The sequence below is a fragment of the Collinsella sp. CM84Y_54 genome (genome assembly GCF_036317945.1).
Lineage (GTDB): Bacteria > Actinomycetota > Coriobacteriia > Coriobacteriales > Coriobacteriaceae > Collinsella.
Genome location: NZ_JAWQCX010000002.1, coordinates 223,608 through 249,692, shown reverse-complemented (window position 1 = coordinate 249,692; position 26,085 = coordinate 223,608). Strand labels below are relative to the sequence as shown.

20 protein-coding genes and 2 tRNA genes are annotated in these 26,085 nt (G+C 60.8%); 18 read left to right on the top strand and 4 right to left on the bottom strand.

Features of this window, described 5'->3' with window-relative positions; all coding sequences use genetic code 11:
* Positions 1-222: 222 nt before the first annotated feature.
* Positions 223-298 (bottom strand) — tRNA-Val (locus tag V2391_RS04280).
* Positions 299-510: 212 nt separating this feature from the next.
* Between V2391_RS04280 and V2391_RS04275 the strand changes: the two genes are divergently transcribed.
* The 18 genes from V2391_RS04275 to V2391_RS04190 all read left to right on the top strand — a co-directional run bounded on the left by V2391_RS04275 (position 511) and on the right by V2391_RS04190 (position 23,261).
* On the top strand, positions 511-2,073 hold the full coding sequence (locus V2391_RS04275) for a Mur ligase family protein (RefSeq protein WP_329738365.1): 1,563 nt from the start codon (positions 511-513) through the stop codon (positions 2,071-2,073).
* Between the two features lie 108 nt (positions 2,074-2,181).
* Positions 2,182-3,093: an HAD family hydrolase gene (locus V2391_RS04270; RefSeq protein ID WP_329738364.1), complete on the top strand. Its 912-nt coding sequence runs from the start codon at positions 2,182-2,184 to the stop codon at positions 3,091-3,093.
* Positions 3,094-3,144: 51 nt separating this feature from the next.
* Positions 3,145-4,029 (top strand): glutamate racemase, encoded by an 885-nt coding sequence (murI, locus tag V2391_RS04265; protein ID WP_329738363.1) that lies wholly within the window; start codon positions 3,145-3,147, stop codon positions 4,027-4,029.
* A gap of 42 nt (positions 4,030-4,071) precedes the next feature.
* Positions 4,072-4,797, top strand: a complete 726-nt coding sequence (gene rph, locus V2391_RS04260) for a ribonuclease PH (protein WP_329738362.1) — start codon at positions 4,072-4,074, stop codon at positions 4,795-4,797.
* 144 nt (positions 4,798-4,941) lie between these two features.
* Positions 4,942-5,583 carry an RdgB/HAM1 family non-canonical purine NTP pyrophosphatase gene (rdgB, locus tag V2391_RS04255; RefSeq protein ID WP_022094898.1) on the top strand — a complete coding sequence of 214 codons (642 nt, stop codon included), beginning with the start codon at positions 4,942-4,944 and terminating at the stop codon, positions 5,581-5,583.
* 3 nt (positions 5,584-5,586) lie between these two features.
* Positions 5,587-6,033 carry a D-aminoacyl-tRNA deacylase gene (gene dtd, locus V2391_RS04250; RefSeq protein WP_329738361.1) on the top strand — a complete coding sequence of 149 codons (447 nt, stop codon included), beginning with the start codon at positions 5,587-5,589 and terminating at the stop codon, positions 6,031-6,033.
* Positions 6,034-6,278: 245 nt separating this feature from the next.
* On the top strand, positions 6,279-6,575 hold the full coding sequence (locus V2391_RS04245; RefSeq protein WP_006234957.1) for a Veg family protein: 297 nt from the start codon (positions 6,279-6,281) through the stop codon (positions 6,573-6,575).
* A gap of 2 nt (positions 6,576-6,577) precedes the next feature.
* The gene (gene ispE, locus V2391_RS04240; protein WP_329738360.1) at positions 6,578-7,474 is read left to right on the top strand and encodes a 4-(cytidine 5'-diphospho)-2-C-methyl-D-erythritol kinase; all 897 of its coding nucleotides are present in this window, start codon (positions 6,578-6,580) and stop codon (positions 7,472-7,474) included.
* Between the two features lie 49 nt (positions 7,475-7,523).
* Positions 7,524-7,600, top strand: a tRNA-Pro gene (locus V2391_RS04235).
* 112 nt (positions 7,601-7,712) lie between these two features.
* Complete coding sequence (gene tatA, locus V2391_RS04230; protein WP_158554565.1) at positions 7,713-7,988, top strand: twin-arginine translocase TatA/TatE family subunit; 276 nt, start codon at positions 7,713-7,715, stop codon at positions 7,986-7,988.
* A gap of 106 nt (positions 7,989-8,094) precedes the next feature.
* The gene (gene greA / locus V2391_RS04225; protein ID WP_006234960.1) at positions 8,095-8,565 is read left to right on the top strand and encodes a transcription elongation factor GreA; all 471 of its coding nucleotides are present in this window, start codon (positions 8,095-8,097) and stop codon (positions 8,563-8,565) included.
* Between the two features lie 79 nt (positions 8,566-8,644).
* Complete coding sequence (lysS, locus tag V2391_RS04220; protein WP_329738359.1) at positions 8,645-10,609, top strand: lysine--tRNA ligase; 1,965 nt, start codon at positions 8,645-8,647, stop codon at positions 10,607-10,609.
* 320 nt (positions 10,610-10,929) lie between these two features.
* The gene (locus V2391_RS04215) at positions 10,930-12,498 is read left to right on the top strand and encodes a threonine/serine ThrE exporter family protein (protein ID WP_329738358.1); all 1,569 of its coding nucleotides are present in this window, start codon (positions 10,930-10,932) and stop codon (positions 12,496-12,498) included.
* Positions 12,499-12,811: 313 nt separating this feature from the next.
* Positions 12,812-13,360 (top strand): DUF2798 domain-containing protein, encoded by a 549-nt coding sequence (locus tag V2391_RS04210; protein ID WP_270225813.1) that lies wholly within the window; start codon positions 12,812-12,814, stop codon positions 13,358-13,360.
* 281 nt (positions 13,361-13,641) lie between these two features.
* On the top strand, positions 13,642-18,081 hold the full coding sequence (locus tag V2391_RS04205; protein ID WP_329738357.1) for an acyl-CoA dehydratase activase: 4,440 nt from the start codon (positions 13,642-13,644) through the stop codon (positions 18,079-18,081).
* Positions 18,065-18,754, top strand: a complete 690-nt coding sequence (locus V2391_RS04200) for a TetR/AcrR family transcriptional regulator (protein ID WP_329738356.1) — start codon at positions 18,065-18,067, stop codon at positions 18,752-18,754. The genes V2391_RS04205 and V2391_RS04200 overlap by 17 nt, the downstream gene beginning before the upstream one ends.
* 192 nt (positions 18,755-18,946) lie before the next feature.
* Positions 18,947-21,589: an ATP-dependent Clp protease ATP-binding subunit gene (locus V2391_RS04195; RefSeq protein WP_329738355.1), complete on the top strand. Its 2,643-nt coding sequence runs from the start codon at positions 18,947-18,949 to the stop codon at positions 21,587-21,589.
* 214 nt (positions 21,590-21,803) lie between these two features.
* The gene (locus V2391_RS04190; RefSeq protein WP_329738354.1) at positions 21,804-23,261 is read left to right on the top strand and encodes an aminoacyl-histidine dipeptidase; all 1,458 of its coding nucleotides are present in this window, start codon (positions 21,804-21,806) and stop codon (positions 23,259-23,261) included.
* 127 nt (positions 23,262-23,388) lie between these two features.
* Here V2391_RS04190 and V2391_RS04185 read toward each other — a convergent pair whose 3' ends face one another.
* From V2391_RS04185 to V2391_RS04175, 3 genes are all read right to left on the bottom strand, one after another.
* A complete protein-coding gene (locus V2391_RS04185; RefSeq protein ID WP_329738353.1) occupies positions 23,389-24,693 on the bottom strand; it encodes a type II toxin-antitoxin system HipA family toxin in 1,305 nt (434 codons plus the stop codon).
* 3 nt (positions 24,694-24,696) lie between these two features.
* Positions 24,697-25,167, bottom strand: a complete 471-nt coding sequence (locus tag V2391_RS04180; RefSeq protein ID WP_329738352.1) for a helix-turn-helix domain-containing protein — start codon at positions 25,165-25,167, stop codon at positions 24,697-24,699.
* 124 nt (positions 25,168-25,291) lie between these two features.
* The gene (locus V2391_RS04175; RefSeq protein WP_329738351.1) at positions 25,292-25,870 is read right to left on the bottom strand and encodes a manganese efflux pump MntP; all 579 of its coding nucleotides are present in this window, start codon (positions 25,868-25,870) and stop codon (positions 25,292-25,294) included.
* Positions 25,871-26,085 lie beyond the last annotated feature (215 nt).

Here is a 26,085-nt window from a genome sequence, read left to right as displayed (position 1 = left end):
GAAAGGCCTCCATCACTGGAGGCCTAACAATTCAATGGTGGGCGATGAGGGATGTCCGCGTGCGGCTGGCGCCGCCCGCGCCCCGCTTCGTCGCTCCGCTCCTCGCGTGCTGCGCTGGAAAACGCTTCGCGTTTCCTCAGCTCCGCACCCTTGCGGGTTCGAATCCCATGCGCTGGGCACAAAAAAAGAAAGGCCTCCATCACTGGAGGCCTAACAATTCAATGGTGGGCGATGAGGGATTCGAACCCCCAGCCTTGTGCGTGTAAAGCACCTGCGCTAACCGTTGCGCCAATCGCCCGCGGACATAGAGTATAGCCGATATCGGGCTCGGTACACTGCTAATCCATAACGCAATATCGATGGGTCCTGTGAGTATGGTGTCGACGCGGGCCTGCCTTGCTAATCGATGCTGTGTCTTTACGGTTTCTCGGGAAGTCGCATCCTTGCGGGTGCGTTAAAGTTGTTACGAGATGCAAACCGTTAACGGCGGATAATCCAGAAAGGTTCAAGATGCACCAATCTGACCGTATGATCACGACTACTGTCGCCGCTCTTGCCGACCTGCTCAATAAGAGCGGCGAGCTGCGCGGATCTGAGCGCCTCGACGGCCGAGCTGTGACCGGCTGCTCATTTGATTCCCGCGCGGTCGCGGTAGGAGATGTGTTCTTTTGCAAGGGCGCTTCCTTTAAGTCATCGTTTCTATCGATGGCGCTCGACGCCGGTGCCGTTGCCTTTGTGTGCGAGGAGTCTTTGGTAGACGAGCTTGCTCCGCTGGGCAAAGAGCGCGGTGCGGCCATGCTGGTCGTTCGTAGCGTGCGCACGGCGATGGCGCTATTGCCGCCCGAGGTTTACGGTCGTCCCGATCGCGACGTTAAGATCGTGGGCATTACCGGCACCAAGGGCAAGACCACGGCGGCCTTCATGCTCCAGTCCATCATCAAGGCGGCGGGCAAGTCCTGCGGCATGATTGGCTCGGTGAGCACCGACGATGGTGTCGAGTGCTACGAGAGTACCAACACCACGCCCGAGGCCCCCGAGGTCTGGCGCCATATCGCCAATTGCCGTACGTCCGGCCGTCAGTTTATGGTTATGGAAGTCTCGAGCCAAGCGCTCAAGTACCAGCGCGTCGAGAACCTGCCCTTTGACGTTGCGTGTTTCCTCAATATCGGTCGCGATCACATTTCGCCTATCGAGCACCCTACGTTTGAGGATTATTTTGAGAGCAAGCTCAGGATTTTCGACCAGGCAAAAACAGCCGTGGTCAATCTTGGCACCGACGAGGTCAATCGCGTGCTCGAGGCGGCATCGACGGCCGAGCGCCTCGTGACCGTTGGCGTTGAGCATCCTGAGGCTAGCCTGTGGGTAAGCGACGTGCGCATGGTTGGCTTTAACATCGAGTTTAACTTGCATGGCCTGAGCGCAGATGAGCCCGCGGCGGGGGAGAAGATTCTGCTGGGTATCGCGGGCGATTTTAACGTGGAAAACGCGCTGGTGGCAATTGCCGCCGCGCGCGAGATTGGCATTGGCATCGACGCCATCAAAGAGGGCCTTTCCAAATTCCGCGTGCCCGGTCGCATGGAGGTTGTGGAGTCGAAGGACGGTCGTGTGGTCTGCGTCGTGGACTACGCGCACAACCAGCTTTCATTCCGTTCGCTGTTCTCGTCGGTCAAACGTGCGTTTCCCGCCAGCCCTGTCATTGCGCTGTTTGGCGCCGCCGGCGGCAAGGCTCAGGAGCGCCGCGAGCAATTACCGCGCGAGGCCGCACCGTATTCCGACCTGATGATTTTTACCAACGAGGACCCCGCTCGCGAAGACCCGATGAAGGTCTGTCGTGAGCTCGCGGAAAATGTCCCCGATGACACACCGAACAAGATTATTCTTGATCGCGAGGCGGCAGTGCACGCGGCCTTTAAGGCGGCACGCGAGGAGTGCATCAACCCCGATGCGCCCACGATTGTGTTGTTGCTTGCCAAGGGCGACGAGGAGCTCATGCATGTGGGCGACGAATTCGTGCCCATCGAGAGTGACCTTTCGCTGGCGCATCGCCTGATCGATGTTACTCAGTTTGACTGATACATTGTGTTGACGACGGTGCGTTGAGGGCGCCGTCGTTCCAAGTGCGACTCGCTTAAGCGAGCCTCACTACTCAAGACCAGCCCCTTCTATGTAAACGGAGTGACCATGTCCCACAACATCCTGCCGACCGTTGCCGAGCTTTCGGGCGAGATGCGCGAGCGTCTTGCCAAGGTCAAGTATATCTTTACCGATCTGGACGCCACGATGCTCGCCCCCGGCTCGTGCGTGCTGCGCGATAACGACGGCAATCCCTCGACCAGGCTCGTCGAGGCGGTTGTCGCGCTCGCTCGTGCCGGCATCCAGGTGGTCCCCACCTCGGGTCGCAATCGCACCATGATCCATGAGGACGCCCGCGTGCTCGGCCTCAACTCCTACATCGGCGAGATGGGCGGTCTGGTCATGTACGACCTCAAGGCCAACGATTGGGAGTACCTGACGGGCGACATGCCCTACGACCCCGCCTGCGGTCTCACGCCGCACCAGGTGATTGAGCAGACCGGCGTGTGTGAGAAGATCCTTGCCCGCTGGCCGCACAAAATCGAGTACCACAACGACATGTCGACCGGCTACAAGTACCGTGAGGTCACCGTCGGCATGCGCGGCGATGTGCCCGACGATGAGGTTCAGGCCATCCTGGACGAGGCCGGCTGCGGTCTGGTCTGGGCTTGCAACGGCCATCTGACGCACCTGTCCAAGCCGACGACGCTCGAGCTTGATCGCGTCGAGGACGGCCGCGCCTTCAATATCAATCCGGCGGGTCTCAACAAGGGCGTTGCCATTGCGCGCTTCTGCGAGCACCTGGGGATCGAGCGCGAGGAGACGCTCGCGCTCGGCGACTCCGAGTCCGACTTCTACATGGCCGACCACGTGGGCATGTTCTGCCTGGTCGAGAACGGTCTGACGAGCGCCGGCGCCCCGGAGTTCTTGGACACCTGCGACAATGCCTATGTAACGCGCGGCAAGATTGTCGACGGTTGGGTGGCAACGGCCGAGCTGCTGGTCGCGGCCCGTTCGTAGCGCGACACATCACGCGTGGTCGCATTTTTCGAGAGAGAATCTGGTGAGGTAATGTCCGATATCGAGAATCTGGCCGGGGACACGCGTCCGATCGGCGTGTTCGACTCGGGCCTGGGCGGCTTGACGGTCGCGCGCGCGATCGCAACGGCCCTTCCGCATGAGTCTGTTTACTACTTTGGCGACACCAAGCGCTGTCCCTATGGCGTGAGGGATGAGGACGAGGTGCGCTCGTTTGCCCTGCAGGTGGGTCGCTGGCTCTCGCACCACGATGTCAAGATCATGGTCATCGCTTGCAATACGGCAACGGCCGCTGCCCTTCGCGTCGCGCAACAGGTGCTCGATGTTCCGGTCATCGGCGTAATCGCGCCGGGCGCCCGTGCCGCCATTAACAGCACGCGCACGCGCCGCGTGGGCGTGCTGGCCACCAACCTTACGATTCGGTCTGGCGCGTACACGCGCGCTATCCAGGACCTGGATGCGGGCGTCGATGTGTACGGCTGCCCTGCCTCAAGCTTTGTCGAGGTAGTCGAAAGCGAGCTTGCCTCGGGCGCGCATCTGCAGGAGCAGTGGCTCGAAAACGACGACATCTTCGACACCCCCCAGGTGCGCTCGTTAGTCGGTACGACGGTCGAGCCCCTGCTGGGGCACGGCATTGACACCGTGGTGCTTGGATGCACGCATTTTCCGCTGCTTGCGGGTCCCATTCGCCATGCGCTGGGATCTCATGTGCGCGTGGTGAGCTCTGCCGAGGAGACCACGCGCGAGCTTGCCGATATCCTTACACGCCGCGAGCAGCTTGCGGCGGCCGGCGCGGAGCCTCTGCATCGCTTTGCCACGACGTCTGATAACATCGCCGAGTTCGCGGTTGCTGGTAGCTTTATCTTTGGTCAGCCGCTCAAGAGCGTCGAACATGTCGACTTGGAGGAGCTGCGCTAGCGCGCTCGCTTTTGACAGTTTTTGGTCGAGAAGGGTCTTCTTATGGAATATATGCAGGTCAACCGCGCCAATGGCCGCGCAGCCAACGAACTGCGCCCCGTTAAGCTCACCCGCGGGGTCATGAAGCACGCCCACGGCTCGTGCCTGGCCGAGTTCGGTGACACGCGCGTACTGTGCGCCGCCACCATCGAAGAGGGCGTGCCGGGTTGGCGCAAGGGCGCCAAGGCCGGCTGGGTAACGGCGGAATATGCCATGCTGCCGGCATCGACCGGCAAGCGCTGCAAGCGCGAGCATGCTAACCGCAAGGGTCGCTCCATGGAGATCGAGCGGCTCATCGGCCGCAGCCTGCGCACCGTCGTCAACATGAAGGCGCTCGGCGAGTACACCGTCACCGTCGACTGCGACGTGATTCAGGCAGACGGCGGTACGCGAACGGCGAGCATTACCGGCGCTTGGGTGGCGTTGCACGACGCCCTTGCCATGTGGGTCGAGGCGGGCAAGCTCGAGCGCATTCCGCTCACGGGCCAGGTTGCCGCGATTTCTATGGGTGTCGTCGACGGCAACACCCTGCTCGACTTGGATTATTCCGAGGACAGCCACGCCGAGGTCGACATGAACCTCGTCGCTACCGACACCGGCGAGATGATCGAGCTTCAGGGTACCGGCGAGCAGGCGCCCTTCGATCGCAAGCGTCTCAACGCCCTGCTCGACCTGGGCGACAAGGGTATCGCCGAACTTATCGAGCTTCAGCGCCAGGCCCTCGCCTAACCTGTCAAAAAGGGACAGGTTTATTTTGGCAGGTTTTATCTGCGAAAACGCCGAAGTATAAGACTGCCGTTGATTGAGAGGGGAGAGGCCGAGGTCCTCGTCGTCCTCAACTCGGCATTGCTATAGAGACAAAGGAGGCCAGCTATGGCACTTGAGAAGATTGACATCGACACCCTCGACCCGGCGGCGACCATCGTCGTTGCAACCGGCAACGCCCATAAGCTCACCGAGATCGAGGCCATTTTGGGCAAGGTCATGCCCGAGGTGCGCTTTGTGGCGCTCGGCCAGCTGGGCGATTTTGAGGACCCCGAGGAAAACGGCACGACGTTTTTGGAGAACGCCATCATCAAGGCGCAGGCTGCCGTTGAGGAGACGGGCCTTATGGCCATTGCCGACGACTCTGGCTTGGTCGTCGACGCCCTGGACGGTGAGCCGGGCGTGTATAGCGCGCGCTATGCGGGCGTGCATGGCGACGATGCCGCCAACAACGCCAAGCTCCTCGTTAACCTGGAAGGCGTGGCAGACGAGGACCGCACCGCGCGCTTTATGAGCGTTGTCGCGCTTATTGATACGGACGGCCTGGTCACCTATGGCGAGGGCGCCTGCGAGGGTGTTATTGCGCACGAGGGTCGCGGCGATCACGGCTTTGGCTACGACCCGCTGTTCCTGCCGGTCGATACGCCGGGCAAGACCATGGCCGAGCTCACGGCGGACGAGAAGAACGCCATCAGCCATCGTTTCCATGCACTCGAGCACCTGTCCGCCAAGCTGACGGGCGAGGAGTAGGTCGTGCGTGCGGTGGTACAGCGCGTGCTCAACGCCGGCGTGACGGTCGACGGCGAGTGCGTGGGCCGCATTGGACGCGGCTACCTGGTACTGCTAGGCGTGGGCCACGGCGACACACGCGCCGAAGCCGACAAACTGTGGAGCAAGCTCCGCGGGCTGCGTATCAACGAGGACGAGAACGGCAAGACCAATTTGGCACTGGCCGATGTCGACGGTGAGGTACTCGTGGTATCGCAGTTCACGCTGTTTGCCGACTGCCGCCACGGCCGCCGTCCGTCGTTTACGGATGCCGGCGCGCCCGATGTCGCTAACGAACTTTACGAGTACTTTCTGACGCTCGTCGCCCAGGACGTCGATCACGTGGCGCACGGTATCTTTGGCGCCGACATGAAGGTCGACCTGGTCAACGACGGTCCGTTCACCATCGTCCTCGATACCGACAACCTTTAGGTTACGCGGTTTTACCAAACCGCGTAACTACTCGACGCTGCACGGCCACCATTCGGCCAATCTGTCGCTCAAACCGTCGCTCGCTGACGTGAACTGGTCATGCGAGGTTGTCGACTGGTACGTATTTGGGACCGGGCTTTTTAGCTGCTTGCATATGACTGCAGCAGGGTGCTATAGTATTAGAGTTTTGTCTATCTTAGGGGTATTATCCCCTTTTTGAATTGCACCCTCTGGAGGCCCCATTCATGGAAGAGATGGAAGTCAATCACGTCGACGACATCCACGAGAAGCTGACCGATATGGTGGGCGATCGCGTCAAGGTTAAGGCCAACATGGGCCGTACCCGCGTCGTCGAGCGCATGGGCACCATCAAGAGCGTTCACCCCGCCGTCTTTATCGTCGAGGTCGACGAGCGCCGCGGCCGCAAATCGCGTCAGTCCTACCAGTATATCGATGTCCTTACCGGTCAGGTCGAACTGTTCGACCCCGAGAGCGGCGAGCACATCTTTACCCCGCTCGGCAATCAGCTCGAGGAGCACTAACGGTGACCGATTGGTCCCTGACCCTTTCTGCGCCGGCAAAGATAAACCTCTACCTGGGGGTTCATACCGAGCGTGACGACCGCGGCTACCACAAGGTCGATTCCCTGATGGCAGCCGTCGGTCTTGCCGATATCGTGACGGTCGCCCCGGCGCAGGAGCTGACCGTCCAGACGGTTCCGGCATCCGACTTTCCCATGCAAAAGAATACGGCTTATCGTGCTGCGCTCGCTATGGCTGAGCGTTATGGTCGGGAGGCCAACGTTTGCGTGACGATCGAGAAGCACATTCCGCTGTGCGCCGGCCTGGGAGGCCCCTCGACGGATGCCGCTGCGGTCATCGTTGCCTTGGCCGAGCTGTGGGGTATCGACCGCGCCGACCCCGCGCTCGATGACATCGCTCGCGGTATCGGCGCCGACGTGCCGTTCTTTTTGCACACGAGTCCCGCATTCTACGTTGGCGGGGGAGATGTGCTGGCCACTGAGTATCCTGTGCTTCCGGCGACACCTGTCGTATTGGTCAAACCGCACGAGACGAGCATTTCAACGGTTGAAGCGTATCGACGATTTGATGAGAGCCCGGTGCCCGCGGAAAAACCCGATGCGATTGCTTCTGTCTTACGCGCCGGCGATGCCGAGGCGGCATATGCGCTCGTTCATAACAATCTGGGCGTCATATCCGCGCAGATGGAGCCGCGGATTCAGGCAGTTCTCGACTGGCTGCGCGCACAGGAGGGAACCGTTGCCGTGGACGTGTGTGGTTCGGGTGCTTGCTCGTTTGCCATTTGCGATACCGTCGCTGCAGCAGCCCATCTTGCGGGAGCTGCCCAGCAAAATGGCTGGTGGGCCTGCGCGACTGAGCTTATTCCCAACACGGTTCAAATCGACGCGCCAAAGAAATAAAAATTTCTCTAGCACGCGACGAAAATCTTTGTTACTATAGTCGAGCTAACGGGTTGTGGCTCAGTTTGGTAGAGCACTGCGTTCGGGACGCAGGGGTCGCTGGTTCAAATCCAGTCAACCCGACCAGAGCATGAGAAGGGACCGCTTCTTGCGGTCCCTTTTTTTAGCTATTGTTGTGATACCGCGGCACCCGCGGTATACTCATTCGAGCTTGTCTCGCTGTATTGTGGAGGTCTACATGTTTGGACTGAGGGCTCCTGAGCTCATCATTATTCTCGTCGTTGTCTTGATCATCTTCGGGCCTAAGAACCTGCCGAAGCTCGGCAAGTCTCTCGGCTCTACCGTCAAGAATATCCGCGAGGGCATGGAGGGCGACGATAAGGGCGAAACCAAGCAGGCCGAGGACGTTGTGGTCGAGGAGTCCAAGGAGGACAAGGAGATCGCAGAGCTCGAGGCCAAGCTCGCTGCTGCCAAGAAAAAGCAGGCAGAGGACAGCGACGCGGACGCAGAGTAGTCCCATCCCTTTGGGGTGAGCACCTGACCGGCTTGCCCGCAGGCTAGCCGGTCTTTTTCGTTTTGTTGACAGTTGATCGTTACATCATAGTTGGGGAGATATCCGTATGGACGCAAGCCAGATCGTACTGACCGCTGAGGGCCGCCAGAAGCTCGTCGAGGAGCTCGCTTGGCGTGAGGGCGATTACGCCAAGGAGATCGTCGAGGACATCAAGGAAGCCCGCGCGTTCGGCGACCTTTCGGAGAACTCCGAGTACGATGCCGCCAAGGACAAGCAGGCCCAGAATGCTGCTCGCATTGCCGAGATTCAGGCCATCCTCGCCAACGCTCAGGTTGCTGCCACCACGGGCGATCTGACCGTCTCCATCGGTTCCACCGTTTCTCTGATCGATCCCAACGGTGAGGTCATGGAAGTCACGCTCGTCGGTACCACCGAGACCAACTCGCTCGAGCACAAGATCTCCAACGAGTCTCCGGTCGGTCACGCCATCATCGGTCACGGCGAGGGCGACTCCGTTGAGGTCGTTACGCCTTCTGGCAAGACCCGCGTCTACACCATCGCCAAGATCGCACGCTAGACCACGGTCCCGCGTAAAGGTATGTTTTCGCTCCCTGGGACCGAATCCTGGGGAGCGTTTTAGTTTGAGGAGCTAACTTATGGCAGAGAACCAGAACGTCGCTGATCAGGCCTCGACGCTCAACGACGAGCGCGCCACGCGTCTGGCAAAGCGCGCCGCCCTGTTCGAGGCGGGCCAGAACCCCTATCCCGAGCACTCCGAGATCGAGGACTATGTCGTCGACATTGAGGCCAAATATGCCGATCTTGCCGATGGCGAGGATACTGAGGACGTCGTGAAGATCGGCGGCCGCGTGGTCGCCAAGCGCGGTCAGGGCAAGATCATGTTTATCGTCGTGCGCGACGCTACCGCCGAGATTCAGCTGTTCTGCCGCATCAACGACATGGACGAGGCAGCTTGGAATACGCTCAAGGCTCTCGACCTTGGCGATATCCTGGGCGTGACCGGCGTGGTTGTTCGCACCAAGCGCGGCCAGCTCTCCGTTGCCCCCAAGAGCGCGACGCTGCTCTCCAAGGCCGTTCGCCCGCTGCCCGAGAAGTTCCACGGCCTCTCCGACAAGGAGACCCGCTATCGTCAGCGCTATGTCGACCTGATTGCCAACGACGATGTTCGCGAGACCTTCCGCAAGCGCTCGCAGATTCTCTCCACCTTCCGCCGCTTTATGGAGTCCGACGGCTACATGGAGGTCGAGACCCCCATCCTGCAGACCATTCAGGGCGGCGCTACGGCCAAGCCGTTCATCACGCACTTCAACGCGCTCGATCAGGAGTGCTACCTGCGCATTGCTACCGAGCTGCACCTCAAGCGCTGCATCGTCGGTGGCTTTGAGCGCGTCTTCGAGATCGGCCGCATCTTCCGCAACGAGGGTATGGACCTCACCCACAACCCCGAGTTCACCACGATGGAGGCCTACCGTGCCTTCTCCGACCTCGAGGGCATGAAGGCGCTCGCCCAGGGTGTCATCAAGGCTGCCAACAAGGCCATCGGCAACCCCGAGGTCATTGAGTACCAGGGTCAGACCATCGATCTTTCCGGTGAGTGGGCAAGCCGTCCCATGACCGACATCGTCTCGAACGTGCTCGGCAAGCAGGTCACCATCGACACGCCGGTCGAGGAGCTTGCCGCCGCCGCACGCGAGAAGGGCCTGGAGATTAAGCCCGAGTGGACTGCTGGCAAGATCATCGCCGAGATTTACGATGAGCTGGGCGAGGACACCATCGTCAACCCGACCTTCGTATGCGATTACCCCATCGAGGTCAGCCCGCTTGCCAAGCGTTTTGAGGACGATCCGCGCCTGACGCACCGCTTTGAGCTGGTCATCGCCGGCCATGAGTACGCCAACGCATTCTCCGAGCTCAATGACCCGGTCGACCAGGCCGAGCGCTTTGCTGCCCAGATGGCCGAGAAGGCCGGCGGCGACGACGAGGCTATGGAGTACGACGAGGACTACGTGCGCGCCCTCGAGTACGGTATGCCTCCCGCGGGCGGCATCGGCATCGGTATCGATCGCGTGGTCATGCTGCTCACCAACCAGGCTTCCATTCGCGACGTCCTGCTGTTCCCGCACATGAAGCCCGAGAAGGGTTTCCAGTCCGGTGCCGCCGCTGCCAAGGCTGCCGAGGCCGGCAACGCCGCAAGCCCGTTCGTCAAGCCGCTCAAGCCCACGCTCGATTACTCCAAGATCGCCGTTGAGCCGCTGTTCGAGGAATTCGTCGACTTTGATACCTTCTCCAAGAGCGATTTCCGCGCTGTGAAGGTCAAGGCATGCGAGGCCGTCAAGAAGTCCAAGAAGCTGCTGAACTTTACGCTCGACGACGGCACCGGCACCGACCGCACCATCCTCTCCGGCATCCATGGCTACTATGAGCCCGAGGACCTGGTCGGCAAGACCTTGCTCGCCATCACCAACCTGCCTCCGCGCAAGATGATGGGTATCCCCAGCTGCGGCATGCTCATCAGCGCCATCCATGAGGAGGAGGGCGAGGAGCGCCTCAACCTGATTCAGCTCGACGCTTCCATCCCTGCCGGCGCAAAGATGTGCTAGGGGGTTACGCGGGTTTACCAACCCGCGTAACCAGTTGACGCTGCAAGCCCGCCAGAGCGGCAATCTGCCTTTCAACTTCGGCGGCATGACCAAAAGGTCAATGCCGCCTTGTTTCAAGGCACCTTGCTCGCTCTGGCGGGCTTTCGCTGTCGTTGCCAGGGCATCGGCGTTGCCTTGGCCGTCAATAGTCATCGGGGGCATTCTTAAACGACTACTCAACGGCTATTGCGCACATGGTTCGCATGACAGCCGTCTCTTTTATGTTTCCTTTAGCCGTTGCTGCCTAGGATGGGGTTAGTCGGTAGGAAGGGAGCACCGGGATGGACGATGCGAGCGAGCGTGCTATCGAAGAGGACATGCTCGATCAGTTCAATTACTTTGATGATGAGGACGAGGAGCTGATCGACCGTCGCGAGCCAGCGCCGCTTGATTCCTTTGATCTGGTCGATGAAGAGCCCGACGAGGACGAGGGCGAATCGGCGGAGCCCTCACAGCCTTCGCGCCTTGACTCGCTGCTTTCGAGAGCCCCCATGCACCACGGTGTCCGTGCCGGCGCGCTCCATATGAAAACTGACTGGCACCAGATCGTGACGGCAGGCGATGAACTTGCCGTCGATGCGCCGCTCACCGATAAATCATCCATCATCTGCCGCACCGGTATGCTTATGCTCGCGAGCGGAACGGGTGCCTGGCGCGTGCGCGATACCATGAATCGTGTTGCTGACGTGCTCGGCGTCACCATCCATGTCGACCTGAGTCTCCTATCGTTTGAGTGCACCTGCATCGAAGATGGCCACTGCTTTAATGAGGTCGTCAGCTTGCCCACAACGGGCGTCAATACCCATCGCATTTGGATGATGGAGAGTTTCCTCAAGGAAATCGAGACCTATGGTCGTCGCTTCACGGTGCACGAGTATCACGAGATGCTCAAGACCGTTGAGAGTTCAAAACCTGATTACGCGCCTTGGCAACAGGGCCTTGCGGCGGCCTGCGCCTGTGGCGCCTTTGTCTTTTTACTTGGTGGCGGTCCTATTGAGATGGCATGCGCGTTCGTAGGCGCGGGTGTCGGCAACTTTGCCCGCTCCCATATTCTTAAGCAGGGCCTTGGTCAGTTCAGCGCGCTGACGACCGGCGTTGCGCTCGCTTGCGTTTCGTATCTGCTGGCATTGCTCGGCCTTGGCCAGGTCATACCGGGGGCAATGTCGCACCAAGAAGGCTATATCGGCGCCATGCTCTTTGTGATTCCCGGCTTTCCGCTCATTACGGCAGGCCTCGACATCGCTAAGCTCGACATGCGAAGCGGTATCGAGCGCCTTTCGTATGCCGTATCGATTATTGTGATGGCGACCCTCGTGGGTTGGATGGTTGCCGAGTGCGTGGGACTGGCGCCGGATGACTTCGCCCCGCTCGGCCTCTCACCGTTGGCTCTTACGCTCTTGCGCATACTGATGAGCTTTATCGGCGTATTTGGCTTCTCGGTTATGTTCAACAGCCCAGTAAAGATGGCAGCGGCGGCAGGGCTCATCGGCGCCGTGTCCAATACCTTGCGTCTTGCGCTCGTCGATGCGCCGACGATGCTTCCCTTCCTGGGGCTGAGTGCGGGCATGCCTCCCGAGGCGGCTGCGTTTATCGGTGCGCTGGTATCGGGGCTGCTCGCGAGCTTAGCTGAAATCAAACTCACCTATCCACGTATCGCCCTCACGGTGCCATCGATTGTCATTATGGTGCCGGGTTTGTATCTGTATCGCTCGATGTATTACATGTGCACCTTCGACACGGTCAATATGCTCGGCTGGTTTGTGCGTGCAGTGCTCATCGTGGCGTTTTTGCCCGTTGGCCTGGGTGTGGCACGTACGCTCACCGACCCTCGCTGGCGCCATACCAGCTAATTGGTGCAAGGGGGACATGTTACTTTGCACCAAATGAGTTGCGGTGAAATAGGGACTGAATTGCTGCTTAAAGGGTCAAAACAGTCCGTATTCCACCGCAACTTAGGGGGTCGGGGGATTATTGGTGCCCTGCATCTTCATAAACTCAACGCTTACGAAGCGCGGGGTTTTCGTGCTAGGCTGGTTCCACCACATAAGTAGTCGCAGACGCACGTATCACGGGCGGGCGAGATGAAGTCCCAACAGCTCCATCTTGCCCGCCCGTTTTTGTTGCGTGATGCCGCGGCGTAACACGGAAAGGACCATGCCCTTTATGCCTATCAACAAACGAGAGAGCCTGCTGTTCACCTTTATCATGTGCTTTTGCATGGTGCTCTGGATGAGCATCTACAACGTTGCCCTGCAGCACGGGGCCATCAACGGCGAGGTCGTTGCCGCTGCGTGGCTCGGCTTCCCCGTTGCCTACATTTTTGCCATGTGCTGCGACTGGTTCGTCGCCAGCCCGCTCGCCAAGGGTTTCGCCTTTAAGTACTTGGTCGCGCCGGGCAAGAGCTCGCCGCTCGCCATGACGCTCGCCGTTAGCTCCTGCATGGTCGTTCCCATGGTCATCATCATGTCGCTGTACGGTGCCTGCGAGGGTCTGACGCACATGCCCGGCGGCATCCTTGCGAACCTGTATTCCGTGCCTGCGATCTGGATGATCAACATCCCGCATAATTTTGTGATGGCGCTGCCGTGGAACCTTTTGGTAGCCGGTCCGATTTCCCACTTCGTCTTCCGTCGCGCCTTCCCTGTGGGGACGGTTTTCGAGGAGGAGCATGCCGAGCTCTTGGAGCAGGCTATGGCTCCTGAGTGCGAGTAGCTCGCTTAGGGATCTGCTGAGCGCGGGCGACTTGCTTGGTTGGAGCCCTAAGCGTGGATAGCTCTCTCGGCGACATCGCGGGCGTGAGCGGTGCGCATGACCGGAGGCCCCGTGCTGCTCCGTTGCCCGACGTGCTAGCGCGCAGAACAATCTGTTGGTGCATTCGGCGGCTGCTGAAGCGTTTCGGCAGCCGCTTTTTATACGGAGTTTAAATACAACAGTCTGTTGTATTACGTAGAGTGGTATATCTCTAGCAGAAAAAATGCGAGAGACGGAGCATTATGGCGTTGCTAGTAGGACTGGACGTAGGGTCGACGACGACCAAAGTTTACGCGATGCACGAGGATATGACCGAGGCGTGGTGGGGATATCGCCGCCACGGGGCGTGTCAGACAGCGAGCGTGCGCGCCATGCTCGGCGAGCTCGCCGAGCGCTTTCCCCATGAGTCGCTGCGCGTTGCGGTGACCGGCTCGGGTGCGCGCGATATCGCGACCGCGCTGGGCGCCTCGTACGTTCAGGAGGTGGTCGCCAACGCGCTCGCGATCAGCAGGTTCTATCCGCAGACGCGCTGCGCCATCGAGCTGGGCGGCCAAGACGCCAAGATGATCTTCTTCCGCACCAACGATAAGGGAGACATCGAGGTTGCCGACATGCGCATGAACGGCTCGTGCGCAGGCGGTACCGGTGCATTTATCGACGAGATGGCAAAGCTCATGGGGGTCGGCACCGAATCGGGCGAGTTCGAGCAGCTCGCAAGCCGGGGAACGACCGTCCACGAGGTCTCGGGCCGCTGCGGCGTGTACGCAAAGACCGATATCCAGCCGCTGCTCAACGAGGGCATTCCTACCACCGACCTGGCGCTTTCGGCGCTTCACGCGGTCGCCCGCCAAACGATCGGCGGTCTGGCCCAGGGTATCGACATCGAGCCGCCGGTAATCTTCGAGGGCGGTACGCTCGCCTACAACCCCACGCTGGTCCGCGTGTTCCGGGAGCAACTGAATCTATCGGACGATCAGGTTATCGTCCCGCGCGATCCGCAGATCATGGTCGCGCGCGGTGCCGCCCTGTCGCTGACCGACATGTTCGCATCGTCCCAACCGATCGACCTTCCCGACGCTTTTGTCCGGCTGGATAAGCTCGAGACGGTCGCGCCCGCAAGCGGGGAGGGACGTCTTGCCCAGCCCTTTTTTGCCACACCTGCCGAGCAGGCGGATTTTACGGCACGCCATGGCAAAGAGACGCCGGCAAAGGGTCCGGATGCGTATGCGCCCGGAGAGACGGTGCGTGTGGCGCTCGGTATCGATTCGGGGAGCACGACGACCAAGTTCGCCCTGGTCGATGAGGCGGGTGAGCTTGTCGATTCGTTCTACGCGTCTAATAACGGCAGACCGCTCGACGTCGCCCAACAGGGTCTTGTCAGCTTGAAGAACCGCTGGGAGACAGCGGGAGTCACGCTTGCGATCGATGCCGTGGGCACCACGGGATACGGCGAGGAGCTTTTCGCGCGCGCGTTCCACGCCGACTACCATACGGTCGAGACGGTCGCGCACGCCCGCGCCGCGTGCGCATGCGTTCCCGATGCGACCTTCGTGCTCGACATCGGCGGACAGGATATGAAGGCCATCTGGCTCAACCACGGCGTGCTGACCGATATCGTCGTCAACGAGGCGTGCTCTGCGGGCTGCGGCTCGTTCCTCGAGGGTTTTGCCAAAAACCTCGGAATAGCCGTTGAGGATATCGCGACCGAGGCATTTTCGTCCAAAGCCCCCGCCGTTCTCGGCAGCCGCTGCACGGTGTTCATGAACAGCAGCGTCGTTTCCGAGCAGCGGCGCGGTAAGGGTCCGGGCGACATCATGGCTGGTCTCTGCCGTTCGATTATCGAGAACGTGTTCACCAAGGTCATTCGCGTTTCAAATCTCAACCGTCTGGGCGACAAAGTCGTCGTCCAGGGCGGCACGTTCCGAAACGACGCGGTGCTGCGCGCATTCGAGCAGTATCTGAGCAAACCCGTCACGCGTGCGCCCCACCCGGGGCTGATGGGCGCTATCGGTATCGCCCTGCTCGCGCGCGAGGAATGCCGCAAGGGCGACGCCGGCACGTCGTTTATCGGGCTCGATGCCGTGGAGCGCTTCGAGCATCGCGAGTTCGGCGGCGTTACCTGCCGTCGGTGCAACAACCGCTGCCAGCGCGCGGTCGTGGCATTTGGCGACGGCTCGCTTTACGTCACGGGCAATCGCTGCCCGCGCGGCGGCGCCATCTCATGGGATGAGCTCGTGCGCGAGGTTCCCGCGGCGGAGGAGCTGCGTCCGCAGGGTACTTGCGAGGCACAGGCACCCGGCACGGGGCGCGACCGAACCGCGGCTGCCCCCAATCTCTTTGTCGACCGCGAGAAGCTGCTGTTCGAGTCATGCCCCACGGTTCCCGTCTGCGGGGGGCGCGATGTCACGATCGGCATTCCCCGTGTGCTCGAGTTCTGGGACACCATGCCGTTCTGGTCGACGTTCTTCAGCACGCTCGGCTTTAAGGTGCGCGTCTCGGGACGCAGCACCAAGGCGATGTACGAGCGCGGTCTGGCGCACGTCACATCCGACACCGTGTGCTTCCCGGCCAAGCTCGTCCACGGGCACATCTGCAATCTCGTCGACGCCGGCGTCGACCGCATCTTCATGCCCATCATCACGACGGTGCCCACCGAAAACACCGCCTCTACCAGCGAGTGGATGTGCGCCGTCGTAAAGGGATACCCCTACGTGATGCGCAATTCCGATAACCCGGAGGAGCGTTTCGGCGTTCCGTTCGATACGCCGCTGTTCCACTGGTACGACGAGGGCGACCGAAACCGCCAGCTCAAGGCGTGGTGCAAGGAGACCTTCGATATCGATGCCGACCTGGTTGCCAAGGCGACCGAGCAGGCGGACCGCGCGCAGCAGACGTTTGAGAACCAGCTGCAGCTGCGCGGCAGGCAGGTGCTCGAGAACGTGCGCGAGGACGGCGGCTACGCGGTGGTGATCGCTTCGCGCCCGTACCACAACGACCCGCTGGTCAACCACGGGCTGCCCAAGCTCTTCTCTGAGCGCGGCATCCCCGTGCTGACGCCCGATGCGGTGCCGGGGGTCTGCAACGTCGATCTTTCCAACAGCCGCATCGACATCGTGAACAACTACCATGCGCGCATGCTGTCGTGCGCGGTCATCGTCGCATCGACGCCCGAGCTCGAGCTCGTGCAGATGGGCAGCTTCGGCTGCGGCCACGATGCGTATCTCACCGACGAGATCGCGCGCATGATGGGCGAGATGGGCTCCAAGGTTCCGATGATGATCAAGCTCGATGAGAGCGACGTCGCCGGTCCCATGGGCATTCGCGTGCGTTCGTTTATCGAGTCGGTCAACCGTCGTCGCGCGGAGGAGCGTGCCGAGGGCGCCCGGGTGCACGCGGTCCATCCGCTCGACGACCCGTATAAGGTCAAGTACACCAAGCGCGACCGGCACGACAAGATCGCGCTGGTCCCCAACACCTCCCATGCGTTCTGCAGGCTCATGACCGCGGCGATGCGCAATCAGGGCGTGCGCGCCGAGGCCCTTGATATCGGGCGCGAGGATGCCATCCGCCTGGGCAAACGCTATGTGCACAACGACATCTGCTTCCCCGCGCAAATCGTGATCGGCGAGGCGCTCGCGGCACTCGAGAGCGGTAAGTACGACCCGCACGACGTCGCCGTGGTGACTGGCAAGTATATCGGCGACTGCCGCCTGACGCACTACATGCCCCTGCTGCGCCGCGCGCTCGACGACGCGGGATACGACTATGTCCCGGTGCTCACCAACGACGACGTCGATGCCCACAATGCGCATCCGGGCTTCAAGCTCGGCCTTGGCCCGAGCATCCAGATCGCCTACGGTCTTCCCATGATCGATACCCTCGAGGCCATGCTTAGGCGCATCCGTCCCTACGAGCTCGAGAAGGGCGCGGCGGACGCTGCGTTCGACCGCGCGCTCGATGAGGTTATCGAGGGCATGGAGCGCTCCGGGCTGAGAGGCCAGGCGACGGGCTTCAAACGCGCGCTTGCGATCATGGACGCCGTTCCGTACGACCGCTCGAACCCGCATCCGACCGTTCTCATCGTGGGCGAGTACCTGCTCAATTTCCATCTCGGCGCCAACCACGAGATCGAGCGCTACCTCGAGGACAACGGGCTCGAGGTCATCGAGGCGCGCATGACCGACGTGATCCGCAAGACCTATTTCTACAAGCATGCGCAGTCGCGCGAGTTCCACGTCGACCTGTCGCTGCCCGAAAAGGCCTGGTACGCCACGGCGGACAACCTGTTCGAGCTCGCGCACGACCGTTGCGACCGCCTGGGCGCGGCGAGCCCGCTCTACGAGCCGCCGACGCGCATGCCCGAGCTCGTGCGCGCGAGCGATAAGATCCTGCACCATACGTTCGATGCGGGCGAGGGCGTGCTGATTCCGGCGGAGATCCTCGAGCACGCCAAGCGCGGCTGCCGCAACTTCGTGATCCTGCAGCCGTTCGGGTGTCTGCCCAACCATGTCGTGGGGCGCGGGCTCATCCATGCGCTCAAGGAGCAGTATCCCACGGCGCAGTTCCTGCCGCTCGACTACGATCCCGACGTGAGCTTCGCCAACGTGGAGAACCGTCTTCAGATGCTCATCATGAACGCCAAGGCGCAGGGGTGCGGTGAGGCGCATGGCGAGACCGCGTAAGGACGCCGATGCGCCCGATGCACGCACCCGTATCATCGAGGCGTTTTGGGAGCTCATCGAGAACAACAGCATCTTCGAGCTGTCGGTTGGCGAGGTGACCCGCGCCGCCCGGTGCAATCGCGGAACGTTTTACTACTATTTTCACGATTTCGATGAACTCGTCGCCATCGCCATAGCCCAGCTGCTGCAGGATAACGAGCTCATCACCGATGCCCTCTGGCATTTTTCGAGCGAGGGCGACCTTTCGGCGTTCGACCGGCGCGACGTCCGCTGCCTGCTGCGGCGCATCGTCATCACCATGAGAGCGGGTGCCGCCGAGCAGGTCGTGCAGGGCATCCATACGATCATCATCGACCGCGTGAGAGAGATCGTCCACCCCGACGGAGAAGAGCTCAAGGCGGATTCGAGCTTTGCGGTGGGCTTTCTGGCCTCGGGCATCATGGACTTTGTGATGGCGGTCGGCTTTGCCCGGGAGGGCGGCGAGGAGATAGACCTCGAGCAGCTGGGGGACAGCGCGTGCGCGTACCTGAGGGCGGTCGCCATGCAGACGGTGGAAACGGTCGCGCAAGTCGAGGGTGTCGATACATCCGAGCTGCTCGAACGCGTCTCCAAGGAGGCCGATGCCTATCGCACATCGCGTGCGACGAGTCCCGACGTGGTGAAAGACGCCTAGGGTTTCTCTTGCGGGGCGCCTGTCGCGCATCGCGCGGTGAGTCCCGCGATGCGGTCATAACCTGCATTCATGTGAGCCGGGTTTATAGATATTCCTCCAGCTGTTAACATAGACAACCTGTGGGTAAAGAGACAAAAGCGCCGCCGACGGGCGGGCGTTTTGATTTCGATGAACTCATGTAAGGAAACGAGCATGTTAGATAGATTTACCGATCGAGCGCGCAAGGTCATGTCGATGGCCAAACAGGAGGCGCTCGATCTTCATTCAAATAAGGTGGGCACCGAGCACCTGCTGCTCGCGCTTGCCAAGGAGGACGAGGGCATTGCCGCCGAGGCACTGCGTTCGCTCGACATCTCCTACGATGACATCATGGATACTCTCAAAGAGGTCCAGACCACGGTTCCCGAGCCCAGTGAGGAGACCGAGGCGGCCAAGCTCGCCTTTACGCCGCTCGTCATTAGCGTGATGGAGCGTTCATTCCGCGTGGCGCGTGAGAACAACCAGACCTACGTGTCGACCGAGCACTTGCTGATCGGCATCGTCGAAGAGGGCAACGGCATGGCCATGGACATCCTCATGCGCCTAGGTGTGTCGTCCGCCTCCATCAAAAAGGCTATCGAGAAACTCACCGCCAAGGACCAGGACAAGAAGCGTCCGCTCGCCGGCGCCGGTGCTGGTCGTCCCGGTGCGGGCCTGCCGTTCTTTAGCGGCTCGGATGCCTCTCAGCAAAAGGGGAGTGGCACCGATACGCTTAAGCAGTTCGCGACCAACCTCACACAGAAGGCGCGCGACGGCGAGCTCGACCCTGTAATCGGTCGCGAAAAGGAAGTCCAGCGTATGATGGAAATTCTTTCGCGCCGCACCAAGAACAACCCGCTCATTCTGGGCGACCCCGGCGTGGGCAAGACGGCCATTGTCGAGGGCCTAGCTCAGCAGATTGCAGCCGGCAACGTGCCCGAGAACCTCATGAACCAGAATATCTGGACGCTCGACCTGCCGGGCCTCGTGGCGGGTGCCAAGTATCGCGGCGAGTTTGAGGAGCGCCTCAAGAACGTGATCCAGGAGGCCACCGAAGCCGATGACGTCATCCTGTTTATCGACGAGATGCACACCATCATCGGTGCCGGTTCTGCCGAGGGTTCCATCGACGCGAGCTCTATGCTCAAGCCCGTGCTTGCGCGCGGTGCCTTCCAGATTATCGGCGCCACCACGGCCGAGGAATTCCGCAAGTACCTCACCAAGGATCCGGCCTTTGAGCGTCGTTTCCAGACCATCGATGTCGAGGAGCCGAGCGTTGAGGACACGGTCAAGATCCTGACCGCACTCAAGCCGCGCTACGAGGAGCACCACCATGTGCGCTATACGCAGGGTGCTATCGAGGCCGCCGCGAACCTTTCCAACCGCTACATCCAGGATCGCTTCCTGCCCGATAAGGCTATCGACCTCATTGACGAGGCCGGTGCCCGCGCTCGCATCGCCGCGAATCGCGCGCCCGAGCCGGTGCGTGAGGCCGAGCATCGCGTGGAGGAGCTCAAGGCCGCCGCGCAGGAGGCCACCGAGAGCGACGATATGAACAAGGCCGCCGAGATCACCGAGCAGCAGAAAGCTGCCGAGATTGAGCTCGCCGAGGCCAAGGCCGCCTGGACGGCCGAGCTCGACGCCAGCCCGCTCACCATCGACGTGAGCCAGATCGCCGATATCGTGTCCGTGACTTCGGGCGTGCCGGTGTCCTCGCTTACCGAGAGCGAGAGCCGTCGCCTGCTGCAAGCCGAAAGCGTGCTCAAGACCCGCATTATCGGCCAGGACGAGGCCGTCGAGGCCGTTGCCAAGGCCGTGCGCCGCAGTCGCTCGCCGCTCAAGGATCCGCGTCGCCCCGGCGGCAGCTTTATCTTCCTGGGCCCCACCGGCACGGGCAAGACCGAGCTCGCCAAGACGCTCGCCGAGTATCTCTTTGGCAGCAAGGACGCGCTCATCAGCTTCGACATGTCGGAGTTCGGCAGCGAGTTCGAGGTCTCCAAGCTTATCGGTAGCCCCCCGGGCTACGTTGGCCATGACGAGGGCGGTCAGCTCACCAAGGCCGTTCGTCGTCACCCGTATTCGGTCGTGCTGTTCGACGAGATCGAGAAGGCGCACCCCGATATCTTCAACATTCTGCTGCAGGTGCTGGAGGAGGGCCGCCTGACCGATAGCCAGGGCAAGACGGTCGATTTCCGCAACACCGTGATTATCATGACGTCCAACGTGGGCGCCCGCGAGATTGCGCAGGATGCGAGCGTTGGCTTTGGCACCACCGGCGAGCAGGGTCTCACGTCGAGTGAGATCCGTGGTCGCGCGATGGGCGAGCTCAAGCGCCTGTTCCGCCCCGAGCTGCTCAACCGTATCGATGACATCGTGGTGTTCCAGAAGCTTTCGGGCGAGAACCTGACCAAGATCGCTCACCTGCTGGTGGACGACCTGCGCCAGCGCCTGATTGCCAACGGCATGAACATCAAGCTCACCGATGCGGCCTACGACAAGATTGTGGCCGAGGGCACCGACCTCACCAACGGTGCGCGTCCGCTGCGCCGCGCCATCCAAAAGCTCATTGAGGATCCGTTGTCCGAGGAGCTGCTGGCCGGCGAGTGGGGCAGTGGCGATACCGTCCTGTGCGATGTGGCCGATGGCAAGTTTGTCTTTAGCCATGGTACGGGCGAGATCCCGGCACCGCGTCCGGCGGGCACGCTCGGTGGCGATACCGCTCCGGCAGCGCCGCACACCGGAAACGCTGCGCCTGTGAGTAGTGGCGTGACCTCGGGCCCCGGCGGTATGATGCAAGCTGGCTCCGGCGCGCTGTAGGGCGTGGCGACAATTTGATACGCTCAATCGAGGCGCTCTGGCAAGGGCGCCTCGATTTGTAGAGCTGCGGTGATTGTGACCGTTACGCTATACGGTCCACCGTTAGCCGATGATGCGAGAACGCTCGGCGTTTTCGACTGGTTTATGCACGCAAAGTCTGGGAATATACAAGGCGCATGTCTTACTGTCTAACCAGTTGCGCCAAGGAGGCACCATGGACTACAAGATTACCGGCTACGAGCCCGCCCAGCTGTTCCATTTCTTTGAGGAGGTCAGCGCGATCCCCCGTGGTTCTGGCAACGAGAAGGGCATCAGCGATTTCCTGGTCGCGTTTGCCAAGGAGCGCGGTCTCGATGTGTATCAGGACGAGGTCTACAACGTCATCATTCGCAAGCCCGCATCTGCCGGCGCCGAGAATGCCCCGACCGTGATGCTGCAGGGTCACATCGACATGGTGTGCGACAAGCTGGGTTCCGTCGAGCACGACTTTACGACCGACGGTATCGACCTGGTCGTCAAGGACGGCGTCCTCACCGCTAACGGCACCACCCTGGGCGCCGACAACGGCATTGCTGTCGCTCTGATGCTCACCGTGCTCAACGACGATTCGATTGCTCATCCGGCCCTCGAGTGCGTGTTCACCACCGACGAGGAGACTGGCCTGGTTGGCGCCGAGACGCTCGACAAGTCCCAGATTAGCGCCCGCACCATGATCAACCTCGATTCCGAGGAGGAGGGCGTGGCCACCGTCAGCTGCGCCGGCGGTGTCGTCGTTACCTACACCTGCCCGATCGTGCGCGAGCACAAGACCGGCAGCACCCTTACGCTCGAGATCTCCGGCCTGCTGGGTGGTCACTCCGGCGCCGACATCCACCTGGAGCGCGGCAACGGCAACCTCATCATGGCCCGCATCATCGACCGCCTGATGGTCGCCGGCGAGCCCGCCATCGTCAGCTTTAACGGCGGCACTAAGGACAACGCCATCAACCGTGAGTGCAAGGCCGAGCTGGTCTACACTGATCACGCTGCCGCCGAGGCCGCGGCCCAGATCGCAAAGGGCATCATTGCCGACGTCACTGCCGAGCTCGAGGTCTTTGACCCCGGCTTTACCTGCACCGTCGAGATTGCCGACGACGCCGAGGTCGAGGCCATGGATCAGAAGTCCGCGCTTGCCCTCATCCGCGCCCTGCGTCTTGCCCCTAACGGCGTGATTCGCCGCAACGTCGCCACCGACGGCTCCGTCGAGGTTTCCTCCAACATCGGTGTGGTTGCCACTTCTGACGACGAGGTCAAGATCATGCTGTCCCCGCGCTCCTCGATTACCTCGCTGCAGAACGAGTTCAAGGACCGCCTGCAGACGCTGGCCGATGTCCTGGGCTTCGACGCCAAGTTCGAGTTCGAGTATCCCGGCTGGAGCTATGCCGAGCATTCGCCGGTCCGCGACATCTTTGTCGAGAGCTATCGCGAGCTCTTTGGCTCCGAGCTGCGCATCGAGTCCATTCACGCCGGCCTTGAGTGCGGCCTGTTTGCCGAGGCCCTGCACGGCCTGGACGCCATCGCCGTGGGCCCGACGCTCTCCGATGTCCACACCCCGGACGAGAGCATGGAGCTCGCTTCTGCCGAGCGCTTCTACGAGCTGCTCATCGACGTCCTCAAGCGCCTCGCTGCGTAAAGGTCGCATTGACGGCGATCCAAAACCTTTGCTGATGGATTGCAAATGACATTACGAGAGGGGGTACCCGAGCTTTTGCGACGGGTGCCCCCTCTCTTCTTTTAAGAAATGGGAAACTGATTGGCGTCTAGCCCATATCCGCCTTGATGAGGTCGAGGGTGCGCTGGCAGTTTTCGCGGACGGGCCCGAGCATATGCTTGCGCAGGTCCGCCATGCCGGGCAGATCGGCGTATTCGTCCATGACCTCTTCCATGCAAATGGGTACCTCGTAGGCGAGGTCCATCATGGTCGCAAAGCAAAACTTCTCGGATAGCCCGGCATCGGTGAGTGCCGCCTCCAGCGCGGGGTCGCCCATACCGTGGTATCGGCGGATAGCGCCTGGACCGATGCGTCCCACACGGTTTTCGCCGCCAACGCTCATGGCGAGGCGCGCTTTTCGCCGCATACGTTCGTATGCCAGCCCAGATGCAACGTCATACATACGGGCCATCATAGCTGTGCCGCCGTTTCCAAGAAGCAGGGAATAGTTCTTCGCATGCGCGTCCGGTGCGCCGATGATGGCGTTAAAGAAAAGTATCTGCGTAAACAGATACAGGTTAAGTTGATGATGGCTCGTATTGACGAGGAGTTCCTGAATATCGCGTGCGGTCGGGCCGCCGTCTGCCGTGTACTTTTGAGCGGGCATCACTCCAAGGGCCTGACAGAGGTCTTCTTGGTGTAGACGCATGATTGTCCCGTCTTTGACATTCACACGGTCATAGCGCTCAACAATGAGGGCGGGTTCGTCCTCAAATAAGCGATACTCAACGTTCGCCGTTGCGATACCCGCGCGCTGGGCGCTTTTCATGCAGACAAACTCATTAAGCGCTTCGAGCTTAAATCCGATAACGCCATTTTTGAAAATATGCGTCGTGGGCGAGGAACCTACGCATTCGCACCAGCGACCGTCTATGAGTGCGAGTGCGAACTTGCCCTGGTTGCCTCCAAGTGACCAACTTTCATCTAGACCCATCCACGATGCATCGCGGTCATCTCTGATCGACTTGAGACGGAGAGCAATTTCGTGGTCGTCTATAGGGCGGTATTCGCCAGCGCGATGCAGGACGGCGTCGGCATCTTCTTCGGCACAAAACTGCACTCCGCCCGGACAGTCGAGTCCGATATGGCTGAGCAACGCAACGGGATTGTTGGGCCTAACGTCGAATTCGGCGGCAATCGCTTTTCGTTGGTCCTCGCTGTCGGGTAGAAGGCCAAACAGGTACGGATTCATGACCTGTTGGCTGTATGTACGATTTGATACGGGTATGTTGATCGATAATGCTGGCCCGTCATAGTCTTGATCATAGGCAAAGCTGACTAGACCGTTCTCATCTTGCATGAGCGTTCCTGCAGGTTCGCCGCAAATAATAGTCCGAAGCGATGTGGTGGCCATTGGCTATTTCCCGTCAGGCTTTGGTTGGACAGATGCGTTTGCGGCAATCGAGACTCCGAGATTGGACATGGCGAAATCTGCGAAGGCTTTGTCGTAGAGTTCAGACGTAAAGGGGGCGTCTGCGAGAGCCGGAATGGCTGCGCTGCGACGGTTGCGATGGCGAAAACGTTGAGCGCGATGGCGTCTGGGGGTGCTACGAGGTTGCAGATCGGCATGCGGAACGTTGGCTGATTGCTCGTTATTCGTTTTGACGATATCCCCTTGAGCGGCGAGCGCCAGTCCGAGAGCATTAAAGATCGCCAATAGCTTGTCGAGTCGAATGCCGGTGGCATCTCCCAGCTCGAGCGATGCGAGCAGGCGCTCCGAAACACTGGCTTTTTTAGCGAGGGTCGCACGGGTGATTCCCTGTGACTCGCGTGCCTGGCGCACGTAGATGCCAGCTTGGCGCGGCGTGGTGATGGGAAAGGTATCCACGGCAATCTCCTAACGTGCAGACTTTTGCATATCAGTATGACATGCAAAAGTCTGCACGAAAAGGCCTTATGCAAAACTCTGCATGAGACTTCCACGTTGACGTTGAGCTTATGAGAGGCGTTTTTTATATCGCGAGGATCCCCAGATGCTCAAGCAAGATCTTAAGTCCGATGAGGATGAGCACGACGCCGCCCACGATGGTGGCAGGCTTTTCGTAGCGCGCGCCAAAGGTATGGCCGATCGCCACGCCGGCGATGGAGAGGATAAAGGTTGTGATGCCAATAAGCGATACAGCGGGCACGATGTCAACCGAGAGCGCCGCAAACGAGATGCCTACGGCCAGGGCGTCAATCGAGGTGGCAATGGCGAGAACCAGGTATTCTATCAGGTCAATCTTCTCGGCATTCTTGTTGTCGCTCTCGTCCTCGTCCTCGGTAAAGGCCTCCCACAGCATCTTGCCGCCGATGAAGGCCAAAAGGATAAAGGCGATCCAATGGTCGATGGGCCCGATGATGCCCATGAATTGACTGCCGAGCGCCCATCCGATCACGGGCATGCCGGCCTGAAAGCCGCCAAAGAACAGGCCGAGCACCACGGCGACTTTAAGGTTGATCTTTTTCATGCCGAGACCCTTGCAGATGGAAACGGCAAAGGCGTCCATCGAAAGGCCAACGGCGAGCAACACGAGCTCTGCGAGTCCCATGGTCTGGCTCCCTCTCTGCGGGCGAGCCCGATTACGCGACTACTCCCTCATTTATATGAGACCCGATGCTACCACATGAGCAGTCAAAGGAGCCCCGTCCCAAATGAGCTACCTAAGCGGTGTTCGCTCATTCTGTAAGCATCGGATTTCGTGGCTGCTGCGGGGACAAACCGTGAGAAACTATTTAGCGTTTATGGAGCGTATACGATGGGAGC